At 63.9% G+C, this 24,701-nt stretch carries 23 protein-coding genes; 2 read left to right on the top strand and 21 right to left on the bottom strand.

The genetic code is table 11. The annotated features are described in order from the left end of the window. Nucleotides 1–69: 69 nt before the first annotated feature. A complete protein-coding gene (corA, locus tag LAD35_RS19175; protein WP_224150528.1) occupies nt 70–1,056 on the top strand; it encodes a magnesium/cobalt transporter CorA in 987 nt (328 codons plus the stop codon). Between the two features lie 101 nt (nt 1,057–1,157). On the opposite strand, the gene LAD35_RS19180 is transcribed toward corA, so the two are convergent. From LAD35_RS19180 to LAD35_RS19270, 19 genes are all read right to left on the bottom strand, one after another. After that, nucleotides 1,158–2,426: an MFS transporter gene (locus tag LAD35_RS19180; RefSeq protein WP_224150529.1), complete on the bottom strand. Its 1,269-nt coding sequence runs from the start codon at nt 2,424–2,426 to the stop codon at nt 1,158–1,160. 86 nt (nt 2,427–2,512) lie between these two features. Continuing rightward, complete coding sequence (locus LAD35_RS19185) at nt 2,513–3,568, bottom strand: porin (RefSeq protein WP_224150530.1); 1,056 nt, start codon at nt 3,566–3,568, stop codon at nt 2,513–2,515. Nucleotides 3,569–3,592: 24 nt separating this feature from the next. Then, nucleotides 3,593–4,552 carry a PDR/VanB family oxidoreductase gene (locus tag LAD35_RS19190; protein ID WP_224150531.1) on the bottom strand — a complete coding sequence of 320 codons (960 nt, stop codon included), beginning with the start codon at nt 4,550–4,552 and terminating at the stop codon, nt 3,593–3,595. Further along, nucleotides 4,549–5,574, bottom strand: a complete 1,026-nt coding sequence (locus tag LAD35_RS19195; RefSeq protein WP_224150532.1) for an aromatic ring-hydroxylating oxygenase subunit alpha — start codon at nt 5,572–5,574, stop codon at nt 4,549–4,551. Before LAD35_RS19195 ends, LAD35_RS19190 begins: the two co-directional genes overlap by 4 nt. A 19-nt stretch (nt 5,575–5,593) precedes the next feature. Next, nucleotides 5,594–5,815: a recombinase-like helix-turn-helix domain-containing protein gene (locus tag LAD35_RS19200; RefSeq protein ID WP_184704273.1), complete on the bottom strand. Its 222-nt coding sequence runs from the start codon at nt 5,813–5,815 to the stop codon at nt 5,594–5,596. Nucleotides 5,816–5,839: 24 nt separating this feature from the next. Further along, nucleotides 5,840–6,814, bottom strand: a complete 975-nt coding sequence (locus LAD35_RS19205; RefSeq protein ID WP_224150533.1) for a Bug family tripartite tricarboxylate transporter substrate binding protein — start codon at nt 6,812–6,814, stop codon at nt 5,840–5,842. 52 nt (nt 6,815–6,866) lie between these two features. Further along, entirely contained in the window at nt 6,867–7,847 is a 981-nt protein-coding gene (locus LAD35_RS19210; protein ID WP_224150534.1) for a Bug family tripartite tricarboxylate transporter substrate binding protein, read from the bottom strand. Between the two features lie 38 nt (nt 7,848–7,885). Further along, nucleotides 7,886–8,848 carry a VOC family protein gene (locus tag LAD35_RS19215; RefSeq protein ID WP_224150535.1) on the bottom strand — a complete coding sequence of 321 codons (963 nt, stop codon included), beginning with the start codon at nt 8,846–8,848 and terminating at the stop codon, nt 7,886–7,888. Nucleotides 8,849–9,019: 171 nt separating this feature from the next. Beyond that, entirely contained in the window at nt 9,020–10,495 is a 1,476-nt protein-coding gene (locus LAD35_RS19220; RefSeq protein WP_224150536.1) for an aldehyde dehydrogenase, read from the bottom strand. Between the two features lie 18 nt (nt 10,496–10,513). Beyond that, the gene (locus LAD35_RS19225; protein WP_224150537.1) at nt 10,514–11,311 is read right to left on the bottom strand and encodes an aspartate dehydrogenase; all 798 of its coding nucleotides are present in this window, start codon (nt 11,309–11,311) and stop codon (nt 10,514–10,516) included. 39 nt (nt 11,312–11,350) lie between these two features. Then, on the bottom strand, nt 11,351–13,045 hold the full coding sequence (locus tag LAD35_RS19230; RefSeq protein WP_224150538.1) for a thiamine pyrophosphate-binding protein: 1,695 nt from the start codon (nt 13,043–13,045) through the stop codon (nt 11,351–11,353). Between the two features lie 157 nt (nt 13,046–13,202). Then, nucleotides 13,203–14,012, bottom strand: coding sequence for an SDR family oxidoreductase (locus LAD35_RS19235; RefSeq protein ID WP_224150539.1), 810 nt, complete (start codon nt 14,010–14,012; stop codon nt 13,203–13,205). 13 nt (nt 14,013–14,025) lie between these two features. Then, complete coding sequence (locus LAD35_RS19240; protein ID WP_184704287.1) at nt 14,026–14,862, bottom strand: IclR family transcriptional regulator; 837 nt, start codon at nt 14,860–14,862, stop codon at nt 14,026–14,028. Nucleotides 14,863–14,877: 15 nt separating this feature from the next. Next, nucleotides 14,878–15,756: an alpha/beta fold hydrolase gene (locus tag LAD35_RS19245; protein ID WP_224150540.1), complete on the bottom strand. Its 879-nt coding sequence runs from the start codon at nt 15,754–15,756 to the stop codon at nt 14,878–14,880. 18 nt (nt 15,757–15,774) lie between these two features. Further along, entirely contained in the window at nt 15,775–16,305 is a 531-nt protein-coding gene (locus tag LAD35_RS19250) for a cupin domain-containing protein (protein ID WP_224150541.1), read from the bottom strand. A gap of 16 nt (nt 16,306–16,321) precedes the next feature. Continuing rightward, complete coding sequence (locus tag LAD35_RS19255; RefSeq protein ID WP_184704292.1) at nt 16,322–17,098, bottom strand: SDR family oxidoreductase; 777 nt, start codon at nt 17,096–17,098, stop codon at nt 16,322–16,324. Between the two features lie 246 nt (nt 17,099–17,344). Then, a complete protein-coding gene (locus LAD35_RS19260) occupies nt 17,345–18,556 on the bottom strand; it encodes an MFS transporter (RefSeq protein WP_224150542.1) in 1,212 nt (403 codons plus the stop codon). Nucleotides 18,557–18,642: 86 nt separating this feature from the next. After that, nucleotides 18,643–19,401 (bottom strand): 5'-methylthioadenosine/adenosylhomocysteine nucleosidase, encoded by a 759-nt coding sequence (locus LAD35_RS19265; RefSeq protein ID WP_224150543.1) that lies wholly within the window; start codon nt 19,399–19,401, stop codon nt 18,643–18,645. Between the two features lie 89 nt (nt 19,402–19,490). Continuing rightward, nucleotides 19,491–21,179 (bottom strand): AMP-binding protein, encoded by a 1,689-nt coding sequence (locus tag LAD35_RS19270; RefSeq protein WP_224150544.1) that lies wholly within the window; start codon nt 21,177–21,179, stop codon nt 19,491–19,493. A gap of 200 nt (nt 21,180–21,379) precedes the next feature. On the opposite strand from LAD35_RS19270, the gene LAD35_RS19275 reads away from it, so the two are divergent. Beyond that, nucleotides 21,380–22,351 (top strand): IS1595 family transposase, encoded by a 972-nt coding sequence (locus tag LAD35_RS19275; protein ID WP_224150545.1) that lies wholly within the window; start codon nt 21,380–21,382, stop codon nt 22,349–22,351. Between the two features lie 73 nt (nt 22,352–22,424). On the opposite strand, the gene LAD35_RS19280 is transcribed toward LAD35_RS19275, so the two are convergent. Further along, the gene (locus LAD35_RS19280) at nt 22,425–23,264 is read right to left on the bottom strand and encodes a hypothetical protein (RefSeq protein WP_224150546.1); all 840 of its coding nucleotides are present in this window, start codon (nt 23,262–23,264) and stop codon (nt 22,425–22,427) included. Between the two features lie 188 nt (nt 23,265–23,452). Continuing rightward, entirely contained in the window at nt 23,453–24,697 is a 1,245-nt protein-coding gene (locus LAD35_RS19285) for a M48 family metallopeptidase (protein ID WP_224150547.1), read from the bottom strand. Between the last annotated feature and the right edge of the window lie 4 nt (nt 24,698–24,701).

Here is a 24,701-nt window from a genome sequence, read left to right on the forward strand (position 1 = left end):
TTGTTGCACAAGGGTTGGAAGCGCCCCATTCCCCCTTTTGCAGACCAAAAACAACAAGGAAGTGAGCCTATGCTCAACATCTTTACGCTCGCCAATGGCCGCCTGGTGCAGGAAGAGATCGAGTCGCTGCAAGACCTTGCGCGCTTTCAGCCGATCTGGGTCGATCTGGAATCGCCTACGCTGGAAGAAAAGCGCTGGGTCAAGCAGCACTACGGCCTGTCCATCCCCGAAGATGCGATGGACCAGGACATTGAGGAGTCTGCCCGCTTCTACGAAGAAGACAACGGCGACCTGCACATTCGCAGCGACTTTCTGATCGATGACGACGAAGACCCGCGCAGCGTGCGTGTGGCCTTCATCATGAACCTGAACAACGCCGCCTTCAAAAGCTATGGCGTGCTGTTCTCCATCCACGACGAGGATGTGCCTGTGTTTCGCCTGCTGCGTCTGCGCGCACGCCGCGCGCCGGGGCTCATCGAGGACAGCAAGGACGTTCTGCTCAAGCTGTTTGACGCCGATGCTGAATACTCGGCCGACACGCTCGAAGGCATTTACGACGACCTGGAAAAAGTCAGCACCCAGGTACTGGCCGGCAATGTGACCGACACGCACGCGAGTGAGGTGCTGTCGGCCATCGCCCGCCAGGAAGACTTGAACGGCCGCATCCGCCGCAATGTGATGGACACGCGCCGCGCCGTCAGCTTCATGATGCGCAGCAAGATGCTCAACTCCGACCAGTTCGAGGATGCGCGCCAGATCCTGCGCGACATCGAATCGCTGGACAACCACACCGCCTTCCTGTTCGACAAGATCAACTTCCTGATGGATGCCACCGTCGGTTTCATCAACATCAACCAGAACAAGATCATCAAGATCTTCTCGGTGGCAAGTGTCGCCCTGCTGCCTCCTACGCTGATCGCCAGCGTCTACGGCATGAACTTCAAGTACATGCCTGAAGTGGATTGGCAATACGGCTATGCCTACGGCATTGCGTTGATGGTGTGCAGCGCACTCATACCCATGCTGTACTTCCGCAAGCGGGGCTGGCTGAAATAGCGACTGCTATCAAAAAAGATGCTTGAAGCGCCTGCTGTACAAGCACTTCAAGCATGAATCACCTTGGAATCGACGAAGAATGAGCGCCATGCGCTCATTTTTTATGACTGCGGCGTGGCGCGGCGCTCCCGCACCCACAGAATGATGCCGCACAGCATCACCACCGCCTGCGTACCGATGAGCGCAGCAAAACCTGCAAAGAAGCCTGCGCCCATGCCACCACTGGCCGACAGTGCACCGATCACGGCGCCCATGATGGCCGGCATGAAGCCCGCCACCAGGCTGCCCGCGCCATTGACCACGCCATACGCACTGGCAATGTGCTCAGGCCGCGCACAGTACTGCACGGTGCTCGGAATGGCCGGGCTCATCAGCCCCCAGCAGAAATTGGCGGCAATCAGGCAATAGGCAGCCGCATAGCGGTCCTCCATATGGATGGCCAGCCACACGGCGGCAGCCACACCGATGCTTCCGAACACGAAGATCAGCGGCACCTGGCGCCGCGCAATGCGGTCGATGATCATGCCGCCCACAAAAACCGCAGCCACGCTGGCGTATTGCGGCAGCGAAGCCAGCCAGCCCATCTCGCGCATCGAAAAGCCGCGCGACTCCTTCAGGTATGCAGGCAGCCAGTTGCTGCTGCCCCATAGGTAGGACAGAAAGGCCGCCGTCAGAATGGTGATGAGCCACAGATAGCGCGTATGCATGGCGCCACGCACGATGGTGCCGACCTGGCCCACGGCCTGGCCCAGCGACTGCGGCTTGGGCATGCCGGTTTCCACCTTGGGCATGCGCACGAAGGCCCAGACCAGAGGAATGCCGAGCAGCACATTGATGAGGCCCAGCACATGAAAAGACGTTTCCCAATCGTGCCCCGCCACGAGGTAGCCCACCAGCGGATATCCCACGGCCAGCCCCACCCCGGTTCCCATGTTGACCAGCGAATTGGGCTTGCCATTCTCGCGGCTCTCGAAATGCGCCTTGATGTAGCTGCCTGCCAGCGAGAACAGCGGCCCCTCCGATACGCCCAGCAGAATGCGCGATGCCAGCAGCAGCCCGTAGCTGCTCATCGCAGGCGACAGAAAGGTCACCACACCCCACAGCAGCAGCCCGCCAATCAGGCTGCGACGCACGCCGAACAGCGCCGCGCAGAAAGGCGTGAGCACCAGCGATGACACCCCGTACCCCACCATGAATGCGGTAGCAAGCAGCCCCTGGCGCGTACGGTCATCCGTCGTCAGACCGATGTGCGAGAGGAAATCGCGGTCCGTGATCAGAACCGAGATATTGATCCGGTCCACATAAGAGATGGCAACGATCACGAACAGCGTGATCACGCCCCACCAGCGCATTGAACGGGAGTCATTCATGGTGCGACTTTCCTAAGAGATAAAAGAGCACGCCCGCGCCAGCCCCTGCGTTCAGGCAAGGGCGGCGCATAGGGCACGGCCCGCGATCAGAAGAAGTGGCGGATGCCCAGCTCCATGCCGGTGGATTTGCCGCCCATGGTGGAGCCCGTGGCGCTCAGGCCCTGCACGCCGATGGCGCGGCTCGATCCGTCCTTGTTCTTGAGATAGGCCAGCGTGCCGTAGACCTGCGTGCGTTTGGAGAAGTTGTAGCCGTACCCCACGGCAATCTTGTTCCAGTCCGCATTGCTGCCTGAGGTGTTGTAGTGGCCCACAGAGGCGCGCAACTCGCCATTGCCCAGCGGTGCCGTGGCGCCCAGTTGCAGCGCCGTCACCTTCAGCGAGCCACGCTTTTCGCTGGCCCACAACAGCATCGGCTTGACCATGCCCAGGTCGTAGCTCAGGCCAATATTGCTGGCGGTGATATTGTTGTCCGAGCTATCGCCGTAGTAACGGCCAATCGCCAGGGCGCCGTTGAAGGCACCTTGCCGGTAGCCTGCGCGCAGGCCACGGTAGTCGCCCTGGTTCTTGTTGGGCTCGCTCTTGGTGTGTTCGCCAAATGCCACCTGGGCCTGGCCGTAGAACCCGCCCAGGTTGGGGGGCAGAAAGTAGCTGACCGCATTGCTGATCTGGATCGGCGCGCCACCCGTGGCGGTGCCGGAGCCTGGAATGCCCAGAATGGTGAATGCCCCCGTGCCGCCCACGCCATTGGTAAGGAATGGATCGAAGATCAGCGTGCTCAGAAAGGTGGCAGAGTCGTCTCTGCCCAGGCGCAGCTCCCCAAAGTTGCCCAGCAGGCTGACGGTGGAGCGGCGGTTGAAACCCAGGCCGCTGGTGCCCGCAGCCTTGCCTGCGCCGGTGTCGGAATCGAGGCCCGCCTCCAGCCAGAAGCCCGCCTTCAGGTCGCCTCCCAGGTCTTCGGTGCCCCGAAAGCCCAGGCGGCTGATGTTGGCGCCGCCCGTGGCAAGGCCTACCTTGCTGGATGAGCCCGAGCCCGAAAGCCGGGTGACATTGGTGTCGATGACCCCGAAGATCTCGACCTTAGATTGGGCTGCAGCTGCCCCTGCCAGGCTGGCCAGGCCAGCGGCAATCACGATTTTTTTCATGGTGTCGTCTCTCTTTGTGTGTCGTTAAAGATCCAGAACCAGCGTCTCGCTCTTGCACCCGGAGACGCAGACCATCATCACCTTGTTGCTCGCCTTCTCCTTGGGGCTGAGCACCGAGTCGCGGTGATCGGGAACGCCTTCGAGCACGCGTGTCTCGCAGGAGCCGCAGACACCTTCGCAGCAGCTATGGTCGACATCGACGCCAGCCTCCAGCAAGGTGTCCAGCAGTGATTTCTCGGGCGTGATTTCGATGAAGCGCCCACTGCGCTTGAGCTCCACCGTGTAGTTGGCGAGGGCATCGGTCGATGCCTTGACCTCCACCGGCGTGAAACGTTCGATGTGGGCGTTGGCGTGACCCAGCTCGCCGCAGAACTTCTCGAAGGCATCGAGCATCGGCGTCGGGCCGCAGGCGTAGTGGTGCAAGCCCGCATCGGGCGCACGCTGCGCCAGCAGGCCACGCAGATCGGGCGGGCCGCCCGCCTCGGCATCGAAATGCAAATGCAGCGGCATGCCCAAGGCCTGCAGCTCGGCGAGGAAAGCCGCGCTCTTGCGCTCACGCGCAAAGTACAGCATCTCGAACGAGCGGCCCTGGCTGTGGAGCCTGCGCGCCATGCACAGCATCGGCGTGATACCGATGCCACCAGCCACCAGCACCGAATGCGCTGCACCTTCGTCGAGAGCGAAATGGTTGCGCGGCTCGGAGATGGTGATGGGCAAACCCACGCGCAGCGCCTCATGCACACAGCGCGATCCGCCACGGCTGGCACGGTCGCGCAGCACGCCCACCACATAGCGGTGGCGCTCGCTGCTGTCGTTGGAGAGCGAATAGCTGCGCACCAGCCCGTTGGGCAGGTGCAGGTCGATGTGCGATCCCGCCGTGAAAGCCGGAAACTCGCCACCATCCACCGGGCGCAACTCCACGCTGATGGTGTCCTGGGCCTCGAAGCGCAACGTGTGCACGAAGGCCTGCAAGGTGCTGCTCATGGTGCGGCGCTTCCCTCAAGCTGCTCCTGGGCGAGGCTGCGCAGGCGGCGACGCAGGCGCACCAGCCCGATATCGTGCTGGTACAGGTTTTCACGCTCGTTGGCGTCAAACTCCATCTGCTCCATCATCACGCGGTCCTGCTCCAGCACCGCCCAGTGGCGTGCTTCCAGGCGGTTGCGGTACAGAAAGCGCCAGGTGTCGCGCATCCAGCCCTGCACCCGGCGGCACCGCCAGAAGAACACTGCACACAGCTCGGGGCTGATGGGCGTGACGCAGCCGATGATGGCAAAGTTGCCGCCGGGCCCGCCGGTCTTGGGATACGGAATCTCCAGGCGCATCCAGTGCATGTCGGTCTCGCCCCACTCGGTCCAGTCGAAATTCACGCCGCGCTGGCCTGCCTTCTCGAAGATAAAGCCGATATCGGTATCGCGCACCTGGAACGTGGCCTTGCTATCGCCTTCGGACATGGAGTGCGACTGCTTGTGCAGGAAGGTGCCATGCATCGGATCCATGACGTTGTCGATGGCATAGCGGTAATCCGCACGCCATTCGGCATAGCACAGAAAGTTCGAATACTCGGGCGAGGTCAGCTCCTCCGGCATGGAGAACGCGGGTGGCGTATCCACATGCTTGTCGCTGTTGAAGAGAAAAATGGCGCCGTGCGCTTCGTGCACATGAAAATCCAGCGCGGCGCGCGAACCCTCCAGCTTGCAGCCGGGGCTGCCGGGCACCTTGGTCACCGTGCCGTCGCAGCGCACTTCCACACCGTGGTAAGGGCAGGCCAGCCGGTCGCCCAGGATCACCCCTTGCGACAGCGGCGCGCCCCGGTGCGGGCAATGGTCTTCCAGCGCATGTACCTGGCCTGCGGCATCGCGCCACAGCGCGATCTTGTAGCCGAAGCGGCGCAGCGAGATAGGCTTGTCCTGCACGAAATCAGACGTGCAGACGGGGTACCAGAGGTTGCCCAGACCTTTGGTGAGCAAGCGATCCACAGGATCGATGGCGATGGTTTGTACGTTCATGGAGTGCTCCTTTCCTGCTTCAGTGGCCCAGGCGCGCCATCAGGGCGCCAAAGCTCTGCTCCGTCCAGGCTTCGCCGTTCTCTCCGGCGGGGCCGCTGCGGTTGATGTAGGCCACCAGCTCGGGCAGCGTCTGCACACCTTCGCCAAAGGCGCGCTCGATCGCATCGCCCAGCAGGTCTTCAAACAGGGTTGCAGGGCGCTGGCGTGCCTGGTGCGGTTCAAGGTATCGGTCAACAGCCATGGTGGGGTCTCCTTCTAAAACGGTTCACTCGGCCTGAATGCCAAGGTCTTTGATGAGCTTGCCAAAGCGGTCGTAGTCGGCCGCATTGGTTTTCTCGAGCCGGGCCGCATCGCCGCCCGCAGGCAGTGCGCCGAAGGTGGCCATCTTGGTCGCCACTTCCGGCATCTTCAGGATTTCGTTGAGGTGGGTATTCAGCAGCTTCACGGTCTCGGCAGACATGCCCTTGGGGCCAAAGAGGCCTTGCCAGGCGGTCACTTCCACGTTCTTGACGCCCAGCTCGGCCAGTGTGGGCACGTTGGGCGCGAGCGGGCTGCGCTGGGCGTCGGCCACCGCCAGCACATTCGCCTTGGTGCCAGCGTAGGGAGCAATCGGCCCCCAGGTCATGAAAGTAGCGGGTACATGGCCGCCGATCAGGTCGTTGACGGCAGGTGCCACGCCCTTGTAGGGCACATGCGCGAGCTTGACGCCAGCCGCCTTGTTGAACATTTCACCAAGAATGTGCATGGGCGAACCGCTGCCGGGGCTGGCATAGGTCAGCTCGCTCTTGCGGGCCTGGGTGGTCAGACCTGCCAGATCCTTGATGCCCGAAGCCTGGCTGGTGGCGACGAACAGCGGCTGCACGCTGGTCTGCACCACAGGCACGAAGCCTCGCAACACGTCATAGCTCGACGCCGCCGAAGTCTTGAGCACGAACTGCGCAATCGAGAAGGTGCTGGGCGCAAGCAGCAGCGTATAGCCATCGGGCGCTGCCTTGGCCACATGCACTGCGCCGATGGTGCCACTGGCACCGGGCCGGTTCTCCACCACCACGGGCTGGCCAAGCCGTTGCGAAAGCTTGTCGGCATACAGGCGTGCCATGGCATCGGTGTCACCGCCGGCCGGGTAGGCCACAACGATGGTGATGGGCTTGCTCGGGTAGGCTTGGGCCATGGCGCTGCCGGCAACAGTGGTGGCCAGCAGGGCGACGGCCAGGCAAATCTGGCGGCGTGAGGTTTTCATGGTGGGCTCTTGTGGTGGTGGGTGGTGGTTTGGCGGGCTGCTCGCTATCCGTCTATTGCGCCTCGATCCCGCGGCTTTTGATGATGGGCGCCCAGGCCGCCGTCTCCGTGCGGATCAGTTCACCGAATTTCTGGCCTTCCACGATCCAGACACCGAGGCCCTGCTTTTGCAGTTGCGCCTTGCTTGCCGGGTCGTTGAAGATCTGTGCGATGTCGTGCTGCAACTGGGCCAGCACGGGTGCTGGCGTACCCTTGGGCGCCATCACGCCGTACCAGGACGACAGCGCAACACCCTTGACGCCAGCCTCTGCTAGCGTGGGCACATCGGGCAGCTCGGGTGTACGTTGCGCGTCGGTGATGGCCAGCGCGCGCAGCTTGCCCGACTGGATGTGCGGCAGCAGCGTGGGCAGGTTGCCGATGATCATCGGCACGGTGCCTCCCATCACATCGTTCAGCCCCTGGGGCGTGCCCTTGTAGGCCACGTGCAGAAAATCGGCACCCGCCTGCTGCCCGAACAACTCGCCTGCCAGGTGCAGGCTGCTGCCCACCCCGGGTGAGGCATAGCTCACGGTCCCTGGCTTGCTCTTGGCCAGCGCGATGAGCTCTGCAACGCTCTTCGCCGGTACGGCAGGGTTCACGGCAATCACGTTGGCGGTGCGCGCGAGCGAGGCCACCGGTACGAAGTCACCTTCCACGCTGTAGTGCAGCTTGGGCATCAGCGTGGGGTTGATCGTGAGGTTGCCCTGCGGCACTACCAGCAGCGTATGGCCATCGGCCTTGGCACGCCGGGCCGCCTCGATGCCGATATTGCCGTTGGCGCCGGTACGGTTGTCCACAATGGAAACCTGTTTGTACTGTGCGGCGAGACCATTTGACAGCATGCGCGCCAGTGTGTCGATCGGCCCTCCGGGTGGAAACGGCGCAATGATGGTGAACTGCCCCGCCGCCAACGCCTGGCGGGCGTCCTGCGCCTGCGCCGGGGCAACAGGCAATGCAGCGGCTGCGGCCAGTGCCAGCAGCGTGGGGATAAGCATGCGTCGTTGCATCGCGTTGAACTCCGTATCGGATGGGATCAGTGGTGCTTGTCGGTCAGAAACTTGCCGTCAGCACCGCCCACGCCCTTCTGGCGGCGGGTATTGCCGTCCAGACCGCCATCAATCGCCCATTCCGCAAACACCGTAGGGCCCGGCTCGAAATCGCGCGGCTGCCAGTCGGCCGTCAGTTGGTCCTCGTCGGCGTAGTACTCGACCAGCGCACCGGCCGGGTTCTTGAAGTACCAGAAATAGGCAGACGACACCGGGTGCCGCCCCGGGCCGAGCTGGGTGTCCCAGCCGCAGCGCGAGATATGCATGCCGCCACCAAAGACCTCGTGGATGTCGCGCACGGTGAAGGCCACATGGTTCAGGCCGGCGTGCTTATCGGGGCGCTGCAGCAGAAAAATGTCGTGGTGGCCACCATCGGGTGCGGTGCGCAGGAAAGCGCCGCGCTCGGGGTAGCGGTCCGAGGCCGCAAAACCGAAGTTGTCCACATAGAAGCGCTCGCAGGCCTGAACGTCCTTGACGAAGAACACTACATGGCCTACTTCGATGGGCTGGGCACGCTCGTAGGCCGGGCTGGCCTGATCGATGCGCCCCTTGCGGCTCCAGGTGTTGTACTCGGCGCTTTGCACCTTCACATCGCATTTTTTCGTGATCTGCAGGCGCACAGCCAAGCCATTGGGGTCGGTGCAACCGATGCGCTCGCCCTGCTTCACAAAGCCCGGCAGCTGTGCGATGCGGCTTTCGTAGAGCGCGAGATCGGCAGCACTCTCCACGCCCCAGACCACCTCGCGCAGCGTGGGGCCTGCTTCGATGGCGGGCGGCAGATCAGGGTGGTCGGTGGCGGCCACGATCACGCGGCAGCCGTTCAGTGTCTCGAACACCAGCCGGTCGGCTTGCTCGGCAACCAGATTGAGCCCCCAGTCGATAAAGAACTGGCGGCTGGCCACCAGGTCGCCTGCGCCGTAGCTGATTTCGTCAATGCCCAGTACGCTCATAAAAAATCCTTTCTTTACCCAATCACGCGCCACGCGCTGCCCACATCGCCTGCAACCGGCGCGGCCCATCGGCGGACGCCAAGCAAGGGCCGCCCCGCAGCGAAGGTGTCGTCCTCCTCCCGCACAGCGAGAGAGGGGGAAAGCGCGAAGCGACTGAGGGAGGGATGCATCTCAATTGGCCCAGCCCAGAGGGGATTCGTTCAGGCCCCAGTACAGACTTTTTTGCTCCATGTACTGCTGGATACCCAGACGGCCCTTCTCGCGGCCCAGGCCGCTGTCGCGCCAGCCGCCAAACGGTGTGGAAATGGAGAACTGCTTGTAGGTGTTGATCCACACGGTGCCGGCCTGCACCGCACGGCCGATGCGCCACGCGGCCTTGTAGTCACGCGTCCAGATGCCAGCAGCCAGCGCGTAGACGCTGTCATTGGCCTGCTCCAGCAGCGACTCCTCGTTGTCGAAGGGCATGGCCACGAGCACAGGGCCAAAGATTTCCTGCTGGCAGATCTGCCAGTCGTTCTGCACGCCTTCGAGGATGGTGGGGCGGTAGTAGTAGCCGCGCTCATACAGCGCACCTTCGGGGCGGTGGCCGCCAGTGCGCAACTGCCCGCCTTCGGACAGGCCCAGCTGCACATAGCTCTCGATGGATTCACGGTGCTTGGCGGTGATCAGCGGGCCCATCTGGGTGCGCTCATCGGCCGGGTCACCCACGCGCAGCTGAGCGGCCTTGGCAGTGAGGCGCTCCATGAAATCGCCATAGAGCTTGCGTGCCACGAACAGGCGCGAGCCGGCGATGCATGATTCGCCCGACGAGCTGAAGATGCCGTAGAGTACGCCGTTGACGGCATGGTCGAGGTCAGCGTCTTCCAGCACCATGGTGGCCGATTTGCCGCCCAGCTCCAGCGAGACGGGCATCATCTTGTCGGCCGCAATGCGGGCAATGTGCTTGCCGGTGGAGGTACCGCCGGTGAACGACACGCGCTTGACCAACGGGTGCTTGGTGATGGCATCGCCGATCACCGAGCCGCGCCCGGGCAACACACTGACGATACCCTTCGGAACACCGGCCTCCTCACAGATTCTGGCCAGCTCCAGCGCCAGGAGCGGCGTGGCTTCGGCGGGCTTGACGACCACGGCATTGCCAGCCGCCAGCGCGGGGGCAAGCTTTTGCGCTTCACTCGCGATGGGCGAATTCCACGGTGTGATGGCAGCGACCACACCCATGGGCTCGTAGACGCTCATGGTCATGAAGTCGCCACGTTGCGGCGTGATCGCCTCCTCCATGGTTTCGCAGGCAGCGGCAAAGTACTGGAAGGTACCGGCAGCGCTGGCCACCAAGGCCCGCGTTTCGTTGATGGGCTTGCCGTTGTCGAGGCGCTGCAGTTGGGCCAGCGGCTCGGCGCGCTCGCGAATCAGTTGGGCCACACGATGCAGCACAGCGGCACGCTCGTGCGGCTTCTTCTGTGCCCAGCCACTGGTGCGGAAGGCGTGGTCCGCCTTCTGGATGGCCTCTTCCACATCGTGCAGGCTGGGCGCGCGCAGGCGGCCCACGACTTCGCCGGTGGCAGGGTAGAGCGAGGCGGATTCGTCGCCGCCACCCAGGCGCCATTCGCCGCCGATGTTGATGGGGAGCAGTTCAAGATTTGACATGATGAAACTCTTTCGTTGTCAGATCACCAGCGGTGCCACCTTGCCGCGCAGCGCGCGCACCGCGCTGAACACGGTCAGGGCCGAGGTCTTAGGGTTGGCCGCCAGCGGCTGGTTACGCATGGTCAGCTCGAAGCTGCCAAAGGCGCCTGCGGCTTCGACCTGGTGCAGGTTCTCGCGCACGGCCGGGTCGGCAATCAGACGCACCGTGGTGCGGTCCAGCCCCAGGCCTGCCAGCGAAACAGTGGCAGCCACATTGGCGTTCTTCGGAAACTGCGCAGCCGCCTCGCGGGCAGTGCCTTCGAAGATCACCGTCTCTGCAGTCAGGGCGTCCAGATCACGCCCTTGCTCGGCCGGTGTGCCCTTCCAGGCGTGTGGCGGCTTGCGGCCGGTGTAACGCACCGTGGAAAGGCCGCCGATGCGGGCTGCAGCCAGTGCATCGATACCGCCAATGGCACCGGCAATCAGTTGCACCTGCGTGCGGCCTTCACGGGCAGCGGCCTCCAGTTGCTCGGGCAGGCCAGCTGCCGACAGCGCACCCACCGAAGCCACGATGCACGGTACGCCTCGGCGCAATGCAGGCAACACATGCTGCTCGATGGCGGCGTGGCCTGCGGCCTCCACCACCAGATCAATGCCACCTGCCGGCACGGCTTGCGTTACCTGCGCACCCGACGCCAGGCGCTGGGCCACGGCACGCGCGGCCTCGGCTCCCTCAGCCGGTACCACGATGGCGGCAACCTGCAGGCCGGCATCGTCCTTCACCAGTTCCAGCAAGGCGGTGCCAATGGCGCCGCAGCCGATCAGAGCAATCTGCATGGTGTGGGTCCTTCTGGTTTTCTCAGGTCTTGTCAGTTCTCACTGGGTCTTGGTCGCCGGAATCTGGTCCAGCTTGTTCACCGGAGGGCCGGAGAACGTGGTCTTGAAGCCGCCGATGGAGCGCATGTCGATCTCCAGCAGGAAGGGCCCTTTTTTGCTCCATGCCGACTCCAGCACGGCAGGCAGTTCATCGAGGTTCTGCACCCGGGCATGGGGCAAATGGATCGATGCGCACAGCTGTGCATAGTCGGGCGTATGCAGCTCCACATAGCAGCGGCGGCCGCCGTAGGAGGCGTCCTGGATGTTCTGGATCACGCCGTAGCGCTGGTCGTTCATCAGCACGATCAGCGTGTCGCACTCTTCCTGCACCAGCGTGGCAAGTTCACCCAGGTTCAGGATGAAACCTCCATCGCCCGCCAGGCCCAGCGTCTTGCGGCCCGAGCCGCTTTGCGCTGCACCGATGGCCGCGCCAATGGCCATGGGCATGCCCATGCCAATGCCGCCGCCCGTGGCGTGCACGCCAGCGTTGGGCTCGAAAAAGCGCAGTTCGCGGTTGCCCCAGGTGCTGTTGGAGACAGTCACATCACGCACCCAGTTGAAATTGCGGCCCACCACCTGCTGCAGCTGCTGCACCAAGGCGCTGTAGGGGCCCAGGCCATCGCGCATGGTGGCAACAACCTCGTTGTGCACCTGACGCAGATCAGCCAGCAGCTCGGGATCGGCCCGGTAGCCGCGCGCCTCCAGGCGGTCGGCCAGACCGTTCAGCGCCAGGGCTGAGTCGCCGCAGACAAAACCGTCGTCGATGTAGCAGCGGCCCTGCTGGGCAGCGTCCACATCGATGCGCAACAGCGGGCGAGGCAGCTGGAGTTCATACTTCAGCGTCTCGTTGCTGCGCAGGCGTGTGCCCACAGCCAGCATGGCATCGCAGCGCTGGTAAAAGGCTTCGACAGGTTTTTGGATGTTGTAGGCGCCCAGCGAGGCCGGATCGTCTTCAGGCACAATGCCGCGCCCCTGACCCGTGCTGACAATGCCAAAGCCCATGGCCTTGAGGCGTCGCACGGCAGCACCGGCATGGCGTGCACCACCACCCAGCCACAGCAGCGGGCGGCGGGCCTGCGCCAGCGTGTCGGCCAGCGCGTCCAGCGCAGTCTCGCTCGGAGCCAGAACTGCCACCGGCAGCGGCGACCAGTCGGCAGGCATATCGATCACGCTTTGCTGGATGTCGATGGGAATCTCGACACTCACCGGCCCGGTGGGTGCGGTCATCGCGGCCTGTACGGCTGCTTTCAAGGTGGACAGGCAGGTTTCGGCGCTGCGCACCCGAAATGCAGCCTTGGAGACGGCACCCAGCATGGTGAGCTGGTCTGGCGCCTCGTGGATGTACGACAGCTTCTGGTCGAGGTACTGGGTCTCGATCTGGCCGGTGATGTGCAGCAACGGGGTGCCTGCGGTGTAGGCCTCCACCAGGCTGCCTGCGATATTGCCTGCTGCCGGGCCGGTGCTGGTGATGCACACGCCCAGACTGGAAGTGGAACGGGCACAGGCGTCCGCCATGTTGCCAGCGCCTGCCTCGCCACGCGCCATCACGAAGCGCACCTTGCCGCGCGCGAACATCGCGTCGAGGATCGGCATGTTGTGGATGGAAATCACCCCGAACGCAGCCTTCACGCCGCAGTGCTCGAGAAATTCGGCAACGGCGGCGCCGACAGTGATTTGTGGTGCGGTAGATGTCATGGTCTTGTCAGATCCGTATTAGTGATAGCAGGCGCTGCGCATGCCACCGGCGCAGTTCATCGGTGGGACGCCAAGCAAGGGCCGCCCCGCAGCGAGGGCGTCGTCTCCCTCCCGCGAAGCGAGAGAGGGGAAAGCGGCGTCAGCCGCACAGGGGGTGTTACGCATGTCTGGAAAGACCTCCGGAAACATCGATATGGCTGCCCGTCGTGTATGACGACAGGGGGCTGGCAAGAAAGGTGATGGCCTGCGCGGCCTCACGGGGCAGGCCCAGGCGTGCCAGCGGAATGGATTTTTTGGCGGCGAGTGCGCCGGTCCAGGCAGCCCAGTCCTGCGACTTGTCTTCGCGCGCCTCGAAGCGGCGGCGCCATTGGCCCGACTCGATCAGGCCGACCAGGATGCCGTTGACGCGCACGCCCTGCGGGGCAAATTCGGTGGCCATGGACCGCACCAGGTTCTTGAGGCCAGCACGCGCAGCCGATGTAGCCACCATGTGCGGCTCGGGCTGGGAAGCCAGCAGCGAATTCACGCAGACGATGGCGGCGTCGCGCCCTTGGGCCGATTGCTGCTGCAACTGGGGCAGAAAGGCCCGCGTGGGATGGATGACCGAGAAGAATTTCAGGTGCAGTTCCTGGCTCCAGGCTTCGTCAGTGGTGTCGGCAAAGGTCGACACACGGCCCTGGCCCGCGTTGTTGATCAGGATGCTTGCCGTGCCCAGGACCTGCTGCGCCTGGGCCGCAAAGCGCTGTACGTCTTCTGCATTCAGCACGTCGCAGACGGCAGCCAGCAGACGGGCCTTGGGGTGGCGCTCGCGCAGGGCAGCTTCGGCAGTGCGCAGGCGCTCCTCGTTGCGCCCGCAGAAGGCCACGGCAGCGCCCTGCTCCAGCAGCAGCTCCACTGTCGCCAGGCCAATACCGGACGATCCGCCAGTGACCACCGCCACCACATCCTTGATCTGGAAAGCACTCATTTGCAATATTCCTTCAATGTCCCGGCATGGACAGAACCCGGGCACCGGCTTGTGCCTCACGGCGGTAGTTCAGCAGGCCCGAGAGCTCATCGGCTGCTGCACATACACGCTCGGCGACGCCTGCTGCCTTGGCCTGACCCGCATGCGGTGACGGAATCGTGGAGCCCAGCGCAGCCACGATGCGACCGCTGTGGTCACGCACGGGCGCCGCGACGGTGGAGATCGAGGTTTCGTAAAAGCCCTCACCGAAGACGTAGCCGCGCTCGCGGTCGACCTCGATCAGGTTGAACAGGTCGAGCGCGGTTCTGGGGGTGTTCGGCGAGAACGCTTCCAGATGCTCTTCCGGGTAGAGCGCGCGCAGTTCCGCCAATGAAAAGTCCAGGAGCAGCACACGGCCGAAAACCGTGCCGTGCGCCGCCAGCCGGGTGCCTACGTGCACGGCGCTGGCCAGAGGCCGCGGCGGCGTGACCTTGGCGACGTAGACAATCGAGCGGTTGTCTCGCACCACGATATTGCAGGGGTAGCTGATTTCGTCGCACAAGCGGGCGATGACAGGCTGGCCCAGCTCCGTCAGCTCCAGGGACGACAGGTACTCGAAGCCCAGGCGCAGCACGGCCATGCCGAGACGGTATTCGGTGCCGCCGTCGATGCGCTCCAGAAAGCCCATGCCTTCTAGCGTGTTGAGCATGCGGAACACCGTGGCACGGGGCAGCTCCAGTCGGCGCGCCAGCTCCGGGGCGCCCAGGGTGCGGCTGTCGCGGCCAAACTCCTGCAGCAGGCGCAATCCGCGCTCCAGCGCTGGCACCACGTACTTTTCAGAGCCGGTTTCGGAAGGGTTGGTCTGTGTCATTGCTGTATTCCTGGTTCAAAGTAAGAAGGCTCTATCTTCGATCCATTCGGCCACCGCGCCGGGTTTTTCAACCGGACTGGCATGGCCTGCATCAGCGATGCTGGAAAAAGGCACCTGCCAGGCTCCGGCCCAGCGGCGGCAGGCTGCAGGGGTGGTGACCACATCGTGCTCGCCACAAGCAATGTGCACAGGCACGGGCAGCGGCGCATGCCTGCCCAGGTCGCTGTCGCACAGCATGTTCACGGCCTGGCGGTAGCCGCCATCGTGCATGCGCGATGTGCTCCAGCGCACCCACTCGCGCGCCAGTGCGTCCGCGCCAGGACTGAGCAGTCGCTGGTCGATGCGTTGCGCAAGGCCCGCCACGCCCAGCGTGTCGAGCGAGGCATTGCGCTCGCTGCGCACCTTTTCGCGGGCAGCTACATCGTGCGAGCCATAGCCGCCAGCAGGGCTGAGCAATAGCACGCCTGCCAGCGCCTGGGGTGCGTATTGCGCAGCGCAGGCCGCTGCCATCAACGCCCCCAGGGAATGGCCCACCAGCACCACTGGGCCCCGCACCTCTGCGGCCAGCCAGGCGCCCAGACGTGCGGCATAGTCGGTATCGTGCGGATGGGTCTGCGGCAGGGCTGTGCTCGAACCATAGCCGGGCGCATCCCAGGCCAGCACGCGCCAGTCAGGGCGTAGCGCCAATGCCACATCCAGCCACGAGGCCGCCGACGAGCTGATGCCATGCAGCAGCACTACGGTCTGCGCGGCAACACCGGCGGCCGGGCGCTCGCGCACAGCCAGCTGCACGCCATCGGGCAGCGCTACCGAGCGCTGCGCGAACTGCGATTCCAGCTGTTGCGCCTTGCGCATGAGCGCTTCACTCCAGAGGGTGGCGGTGTCGGTGGTCATGGTGCAGGCCTTGCTGGATCAGCGCTTGATCTTGGCGAGCGGATGGTCGGCCGGGTAGGTCGGCGTGATCGGTTTCTTGGCGCCCAGCATCACGCACATCAGCGCGTCTTCGTCGCCAATGTTGATCTCTTCGCGGTACACACCCGGGGGCACCGAGATCACGTCGCGGTCGGTCATCACGGTCTCGAAGCGCTCGCCCTCGGGCGTGGTCAGCACCACCTTGAGCTTGCCGCGCATCAGGAAGAACACCTCTTCCACATCCACATGGATATGCGGCGGGCCTTCATTGCCAGCGGGGATCACCATCGTGGAGAAGGTGAAGTGCTCGGAGGGGATGGTGTTGCTGTCGGAGGCAACACCGGTGCCGCCAGTGCCGATGTAGCGCATCTGGCCACGGCGGTATTTGGGGTCGAAGTCGGCCTGGAACTTCAGCGCGTCGAAATCGTACTTGCGGGTGGAAAAGCGCGCGATGCGCGTCTCCATCCAGTCCTTGAGGCTTGCGCCTGCGGGACGATCCCAGGTGCGGGGAATATTCTGCTGTTCGCTCATGGTTCGCTCCTTGCGGTTAATTCATGACAAAGCCGCCATTGACGGCAAGAACCTGGCCCGTGACGAAGCGCGCCCCGTCCGACATGGCGTAGACCACAGCGCCCGCCACGTCCTCGGGCATCTGCTCACGCTGCAGTGCGCGTTGGTCGATGTAGAGCCGGTGGCGCGCCTCGGGCACGTACTGCGTGGCCTCCACCAGCACCAAGCCCGGCGCTACCGCATTGACCGTGATGCCATCGGCGCCCATCTCGCGCGCCATGGCATGCGTCATCGCAATCACTGCCCCCTTGCTGGCCACGTAGGCCATCAGGTTGGGCGCGCCCCACAACGCGGTGTCAGAGGCCAGATGCACAACAGCGCCACGGCCGCTTTCACGCAACGCGGGGCGGCAGGCGCGGGTCATCAGCCAGGTGCCGCGCACATTCACATCCATTACCTGGTCCCACTTGGCCAGTTCAATGTCGTCCATGCCCTTGCCGCCGGAATCGGTCACTGCCGCGTTGTTGACCAGGCCGTCCAGCCCGCCCAGTTCGCGCACCGCCTGCTCCGCGCATTGCTGCACCGAAGCTGGATCGGAGACATCGACGCGAATGCCAATGGCAGAAAAGCCACGCCCCTGCAGCGCAGCCACCGATTGCGGCAGCAGGTCTGCACGCAGATCGGCCAGCGCCACATGGGCGCCGTGCTCGCACAAGGCCTGTGCAAAAGCAAAGCCCAGGCCACGCGCGGCACCGGTCACCAGAATGCGACGGCCTTGCAATTGGCCAATTTGCGGCATGGGTGTGAGGTTCATGATTCGTTTCACCTAAGAAACAATGATTAATTCCTGAAACAACGCAAGTGTAGCGATCACTCCAGGGGGGTAACACAGAGGGGAAACCCTAGGAAATGGGCTCAATGGAGCGGAAAATGACGCGGAGCCTGGCCTCGTCGAATGCGGTAATGGCGATAGAAATCAGCCCGCAGACCGCACTGCGTATGCGCGATCCGCTATCGAATCAGGGTGATATGTCCGGGGCGCGCTGCCACCGGTCACCCATCAGGCCTGTTTGGGGCGAAGACACCACAGTGCCGTGGCAGCGGTGCTGGCAGCGGCCACCAGCACCCACAGCGCGCCCAGGTGCCAGCGCTCCAGCGCAAGGCCAAAGAGGAAAGGCGCGCTGGCTTGCGCCATGCGCGCTGGCACCATCAGCAAGCCTTGCCGCTGCCCATAGCCCTGCGCGCCGAACATGGCGAGCGGCAGGGTGCCGATGACCACCGTCATGATGCCGTTGCCCAGACCGAAGGCCACGGCATAGCCCCAGCCGCCAGCAGCTCCAAACCCCACCAGCACCAAGGCTGCCAGCGGGTAGCCCATGACCGCGATCCGCGCCGACCACAGCGGGTGCGCGCGGCGCAGGAATGCATAGTCGGCAATGCGGCCCGCCACCTGCGCAGGCCCCACCAGCGCCGCAGCCGCGACGGCAGCCGTGGCGGTGGCGCCGCTCACGGCCAGCAGGCGCGGCAGGTGCGACATCATGGAAGTGCCGATGAACCACACGGAGGCAAATGTCAGCGCCAGCAGCGCCAGCGTGCCCAACTGGCCGCGCAGGGTCACCGATGGCGGCGGGCCGGAGGCCCTGGTGGCGTCATCCAACGCAGGCGCGGGCTCTATCGCCTGCCGGGGCTGGGCGCGCGGCAGCGTGGCATGCAGCGGCAACAGCACCAGCAACTGCACGCAGGCCCAGACCAGGCAGGCATCGCGCCACCCTACGGACTGCAACAGCCAGGTAGTGATGGGCCAGCTCACGGTGCTGGCAAAGCCGCCGAACAAGGTGATGCCCACAATCACACCGCGCGCTTCCTTACCGTAGAGGCGCACGGCAGTGGCAAACGCAGCCTCGTACAAGCCGGCACCCATGGCCAGCCCCAGCAGCAGCCAGGCGGCAAACAACTGGCCCGCCGTCTGCACACGGGACAGCAGCACCAGGCCCAGTGCGAACAGCACATTGGTCGCCATCAGCACTGGGCGCCCGCCCCAGCGGTCGATGAGCCGCCCCGCCACCGGGCCGGTGAAGGCCATCACCAGCAGCGCCAGCGAAAACGCCGCAAAGACATGGGATGCCGGCACGCCCAGGCTCCCGCCCATGGCGCCCGCGAGGATGGCCGGCAGGTAGAAGGCCGAACCCCACGACAGCATCTGCCCCACGCCCAGCTTGCAGGTGGTCAGCACCGGCCGCTCGGCACCGGGATTCGGCGAAGAAAGGGACATTGTCGGCATGGGGTTCATCAGACCAGCGCGCCATTGTGCTGGGCATGCCTGCCGCGCACAGTCACCCTGGCAACCGGGCCACGCGTTCAGGCCACGGGCAGACTCTGCAGAAGACTGCCCATGATGCGTTGCGCGTAGCGGCTCGATAGGGTGCTGATGAAACGAGGAAAATCCATGTGCGCGCTGTCGTCGGCGCGATCGGAGATGCTGCGCATGGCGGCGAACGGCACGGCGTGATCGGCGCAGACCTGGGCCACAGCAGCGCCTTCCATTTCCACCGCCAAGGCCTCCAGCCCTGCAGCCCGCAAACTGCCTTGCAAGACATGCACTTCGGCGGCACTGCTGACAAATCGGTCGCCGCTGACGATCAGGCCCTCATGCATGCGCGGAGCGGGAAGGCCCAGTTCGGCAGTCCACGCGGCGGCATCGCCCTCCACACAGCGCTGCACAGCCCGGGCCAGTCGCGCACTCCATACGGCATCGCAGTCAAAGCGCGCCCGGCCATAGCCTGGCGCCTCGTAGCGCGGGAAGATCGGCGAGGCGTCCATGTCGTGCTGCGCATAGCTGCTGGCCACGACCACGTCGCCCACCTGCACGCCTTCGCCCAGACCGCCGGCCACGCCGGTAAACACGATGGCCCGCACGCCAAAGCGTTCGATCAGGGTGGCAGCCGTGCTGGCCGCAGCCACCTTGCCAATGCCCGAGAGCGCCAGCACCACGGCATGGCCATGCAGCTTGCCATGCGTATAGCGGCGGCTGGCATGGTCGGTGATGGACGAGTCTGTCAACAGGTTGGCAATGCCTGCCTGCTCTTGCGGCAGGGCGCTGAGGATGGCGATGGTCACGTCAGGGTGTGGAATCGGCAAAAAACAAGCGGAGATTGTCGCCGCAATCTCCGCTTTGCCATTGGCCTTGCTCGCTTGAACCCGGGGCCTTAGGCCTTGGTGGCTTCGTCGCGCAGTTCGCGGCGCAGTATCTTGCCCACAGGGGTCTTGGGCAGGGCATCGCGAAAATCGATGTACTTGGGCCGTTTGTAGCCGGTCAACCGCTCGGCGCAGAAGGCACGCAGTTGCGCCTCGGTCAAGTCAGGCGACTTGCGCACCACCACCAGCTTGATGGCCTCGCCCGTCTTCTCGTCCGGCACGCCCACCGCCGCGCATTCGGCCACGCCCGGGCAGGCTGCGGCAACATCTTCCACCTCGTTCGGGTAGACGTTGAAGCCGCTCACCAGCACCATGTCCTTCTTGCGATCCACGATGCGGAACATGCCATCGGCCTCCATGATGCCGATGTCGCCGCTGCGAAAGAAACCGTCTTCGGTCATGGCTTTGGCGGTCTCGTCCGGGCGCTGCCAGTATCCGGCCATCACCTGGGGGCCACGAATGCAGACTTCACCCCGCTCGCCCTGGGCCACCGGATAGCCCAGGTCATCCAGAATCGCCAGATCGGTGCCCGGCATCGGGTAGCCGATGGAGCCCGACGATTCCTTGCCGGTACCAACGATGTTGCAACTGGCCACGGGGCTGGTTTCCGACAGGCCGTAGCCTTCGACAATCGGCTGGCCGGTGCGCTGCAGCCAGCGCTCGGCCACGGCATGCTGCACAGCGGCGCCGCCACCCACCACCACACGCAGGTTCTTCCAGTTCACCTTGTCGAAATCGGGGTGGTTCATCAGTCCGTTGAACAGGGTGTTGACGGCTGGCAAGGTATGGAATTCATACTTGCCCAGCTCGCCCAGCACCGCCTTCATGTCGCGCGGATTGGGAATCAGCAGCACCTGGTGGCCCAGGCGCATCGACAGCAGAAAGCAGACCGTGAACGCGAAGATATGGTAGAGCGGCAGCGCGCATACACACAGCGGCTGCTCGCCCGCAGGGATGGTCTTGAGCGCAGGACCATACCAGGCCTGCACCTGCATGACATTGGAGCCCAGGTTGCGGTGCAGCAGCACGGCGCCCTTGGCCACGCCGGTGGTGCCTCCGGTGTACTGCAGTGCAGCGATGTCGTCCGCACCCACATCCACGGGCGAGAACTGGTGGCGTTCGCCTTCGCGCAGCGCATCATTGAAGGCAATGCTGCGATCGATCTGGAACGGCGGCACCAGTTTCTTGCTGTGGCGCACCACCCAGTTGACGATATTGCCTTTGAGAAACCCCAGCATATCGCCCATGCTGCAGACAATGACCTTGTCGAGCTGGCGGTGGGCCGGGCAGTTCTGCACCGTGGCGCCAAAGTTCTCCAGCACGATCATCAGCTTGGCGCCGCTGTCCTTGAGCTGGTGGTCCAGCTCGGACGAGGTGTAGAGCGGATTGACATTGACCACAACCAGCCCGGCGCGCAATACCGCCGCCACAGCCACCGCATACTGCGGCACATTGGGCATCATCAGTGCCACCCGGTCGCCCTTGACCAATGACAAGGTCTGCAGATAGGCCGCCAGCGCCGTACTGTATTGGTCGAGCTGGCGGTAGCTGAAGGTCGCCCCCATGAGATGCAGCGCCGTGCGGTCTGCGTATTGGATGAATGCCTGGTTCAGCAATTGCACCAGGGTGGGCACATGGTCCCGGTCAATGTCCTTTGGCATTTCGGCCGGATAGGCCGCCAGCCAGGGGCGTTCTGTCATGCACAAGTCTCCTGCGGATGCGGTTTCCCCACACCGTTTTTGAATGGTATCGGCCCTATTGTGCGGAGTTTGCAGCGCCTGCGGGTCTGGATATACCCTGAATCAGACGAAAAAAAAGGCTATGTCTCCGTTAAGTGTTGAACTCTGCAGGCTTGCGCCCGGTCTAATTAACATCCATGTAGGACCGTTTGGAGACTTCAATGGACTCACGCACCTTCGGATGGCTGCTCACTCGATTGCAGCACCTCACGCCCGAGCAACGCATGGCGATTGAGCGCGCGCTGCATCAGCAGTGCGGCCCTGAGCAAGCGCACGAGATCATCCAGTCTCGTCTGGAGGGCGACGCCCATCAATGTCCGCACTGCGCGGGCACCGAACTGTACCGCCATGGTCAGGCGCACGGCTTGCCGCGCTACCGTTGTGTGGCTTGCGGCAAGACCTTCAATGCACTGACGGGTACGCCCTTGGCACGCTTGAGACTCAAATCCAAGTGGCTGGACTATCTGCAATGCATGCTCCAATCCCAGACCATCCGGCAGGCGGCGCGCACCACCGGTGTGCATCGCAATACCAGCTTTCGCTGGCGTCACCGCTTCCTGCAATGGCTCAAGGATGACCGCCCCGCCCACCTGAGCGGTATTACCGAGGTCGATGAGACGTATCTGCTCGAATCCCACAAGGGGGAGCGCTCGTTGAGGAGAGCCGCTCGCAGGCGCGGTGGATCGGCGAGCAAGCGGGGGCTGTCCAAGGAGCACGTGTGCGTGCTGATCGCACGTGATCGCATGGGTCAAACGCTGGATTTTGTGACTGGCAATGGCTCGGTGAGCAAGGCACAGTTGCGTGAACATCTGCAGCCGGTGCTCTATGAGGACGCACTGCTGGTTAGCGACTCCAATGCGGCGTATCGCTACTTCGCGGCAGACGCCAGCATCACGCATGAAGCGGTCAACCTGTCCGCAGGGGTTCGCACCAGGGGCGCATTCCATGTGCAGAACGTCAATGCGTATCACAGCCGCCTGCGCCAATGGCTCTACAGATTCCACGGTGTGGCCACCCGTTATCTGCCCAACTACCTGGGCTGGCGCCGCGCACTGGACGCCCATCGCCTGTCAACCCCGCAAGCCATGCTCCTCGCGGCTATCGGCGTTTTTCCACACTCAACGGAGACATAGCCAAAAAAAATGCCATGGTTTGCGCCATGGCATTTTTTGAAGCGGTGGGGCCACCCCTTGCGCCGCAACTGCGTTACGGCTTGGCTGGCGATTCACCCTCGGATGCAGGAGCATCCTTCTTGAACGTGTCCTTGCTGATCAGCACATCCGAATCCACGGTTCTGGTTTCGTAATAAGGCTTGGTGTCGATGTCGTAGGGGAACGGCGGCACGTTCATCACCCCATTGATATAACCCGTGCTTTGCCGCACGGACAGCGCCAGATCCTGCGACCAGTCCACCAACGGACGGCCGGCAGCCAGAAAATCAACGCTGTTGCGTGTCTGCGGGCGTACCAGGCGATGGTCTGCCAGCACCTGCACCTCTACATAGCCGCCATTGCTGGTGGTGTACTGGTAGGAGACATAGGACACCGGCCGGGCAAAGAAGATGCCAGCCGCCTCCAGGCGCGTGGCCATAGCCGGATCGTTTGCAGCCAGCCAGTCCGTGCTGTTGGCCGTCCGCTTGATGCGCAGGCAGTCCACACGGCCCACGTTCAGGCCTTGCGTGCGCTCCACCAGCACGCCCTTCTGCTTAGGGCAATCTTCGGTCCAGACCGTGTTGCGGTTGTCCAGGCTGTCCACATTGGAGCGCACCGACATCACCCCCACCAGCTCACCGAGCGTGGTGCGCATCTGCCAGAGCTTGGCGGTCAAGGGCTTGTCCTTGGACAGGTCTGCGGGCAGCACGTTCAGGACTTCGCTGTCCGTGCCCCAGTACTTCCATTGCAGGTCGGGGTTGCTGTCGAGCGACACCTGGGTGCGCCCCACCTGCGCTGTATTGGGCGACAGCGGTGCGCAGGCGGTCAACAGCACAACAGCAGCGCTGCAGGCCAGCAAGACCATGGAAGGAGAGCGGACAGCGGAAAAAGGCATAGAACGGATCCAGAAGGCGGCGGCAGCCAAGGCACTGCCAAGCTCCGCATCATAGCAAGAGCGCCCCGAATTCTGACCGCCCCGCCCCGGGCGAATCTGGAGACATTGGCATGACATGTTTCCAGATGTATTCACCCCGCATCTGCGCCAGCCCAATGCCAGCGCCAGGCACCGGGCTGCAGCGGTTTTCAGTCCTCGCGGCAGACGTCTGGCAGGTAGCGCTCTGCCTTGCCTTCCGCCACGCAGTGCCATTGCACCTTGCCGTCATCATCGACCGATGGCGTCATGCCCAGGCGGCCAAAGCGGGTGATGGCCGTGAGCGACATGTCGCTGCTGTCATAGCTGAGGCTGGCGGCCAGTTGCGCAGGCACTGCTGCTTCTGCCAAGGTGTCGGGCACTTCTTCCTTTTGCTCGTAGTAGCGTGCCAGTGCATTGCGCGCCTGCTCGGCCTGGTTCCACTCCTTGCTGAAGGCTTCCTTGCCTTTCTTCTCCTGCATGCCCTGCATCAGCATGTCGGTCAGGCCGCCACCAGCGCCGCCCATGGCACCCGCGCCTTTCATGGCCGGAACGGCAATGGCAGCCAGGATGCCAACAATGGCCACCACGATGATGATGCCGGCAAATGCGCCGCCAGCACGCCCACCATATGGAACGAACAGCGCAAAAAGATAGCTGAACCAGTTACGGCCCGGCATCTTGGTGCCCGGGCTGATCATGCGCGCCACGCGCTTGGTGAGCCAGGGGTAGCCGCTCAGAAGCTCATGCAGGTCGGGAAGGAAGCCACGGTTTTTCATGGTCTGGCGCGCATACTGCACCAGATTGATGTTCTTCCACTTTTCGGCGCCAGCAGCCAGTACCGACAGCGCACGCGCCGCCGATTCGGGGTTGTCGCAGCAGGCACGGCCATGCATGTCGCAGGTGTATTCCTGCGCGCGCGAATAGGCGGCACCGATCAGCGGCAGCCAGAGCACCGGCATGCGCCAGAAGTGGCCGGTCAAGTGGCCCTGCTTGATGTGGCCCAGTTCGTGGCCAAAGTAGAAGTTGATGCCATCGGGCTGGCCGCGCATCGCGTCCAGCGTGTCGGTAAGCACGATGACGAAGTTGCGGCCCAGAAAGCGCGTGGCAAATGCGTTCATGATGCCGTCGCCTTGCAGGATGTAGACCTCGGGCGGTTCCGTCATGCCCAGCTTCTTGCAGCACTGCAGGTACTGCAGGTACAGCTCGGGGAACTGCTCGTCCGACAGCCGCACGCCGGTGCCGCGCAGCCAGGCGATGAGGCCCGATTGCGCAAACAGGTAGAAGATGAAGCCGAACAGCAGGTAGATCAGCGCCGTGCCAAGGGTCGCGAGAATGATCACCAGCCAGGCAATCAAACCCAGCACCAGGGTGATCAGGCCCAGTGATTTCTCGCGCGGGTACACCAAGTCCGCCATATGT

The organism is Comamonas odontotermitis, from assembly GCF_020080045.1.
GTDB lineage: Bacteria > Pseudomonadota > Gammaproteobacteria > Burkholderiales > Burkholderiaceae_C > Comamonas > Comamonas odontotermitis.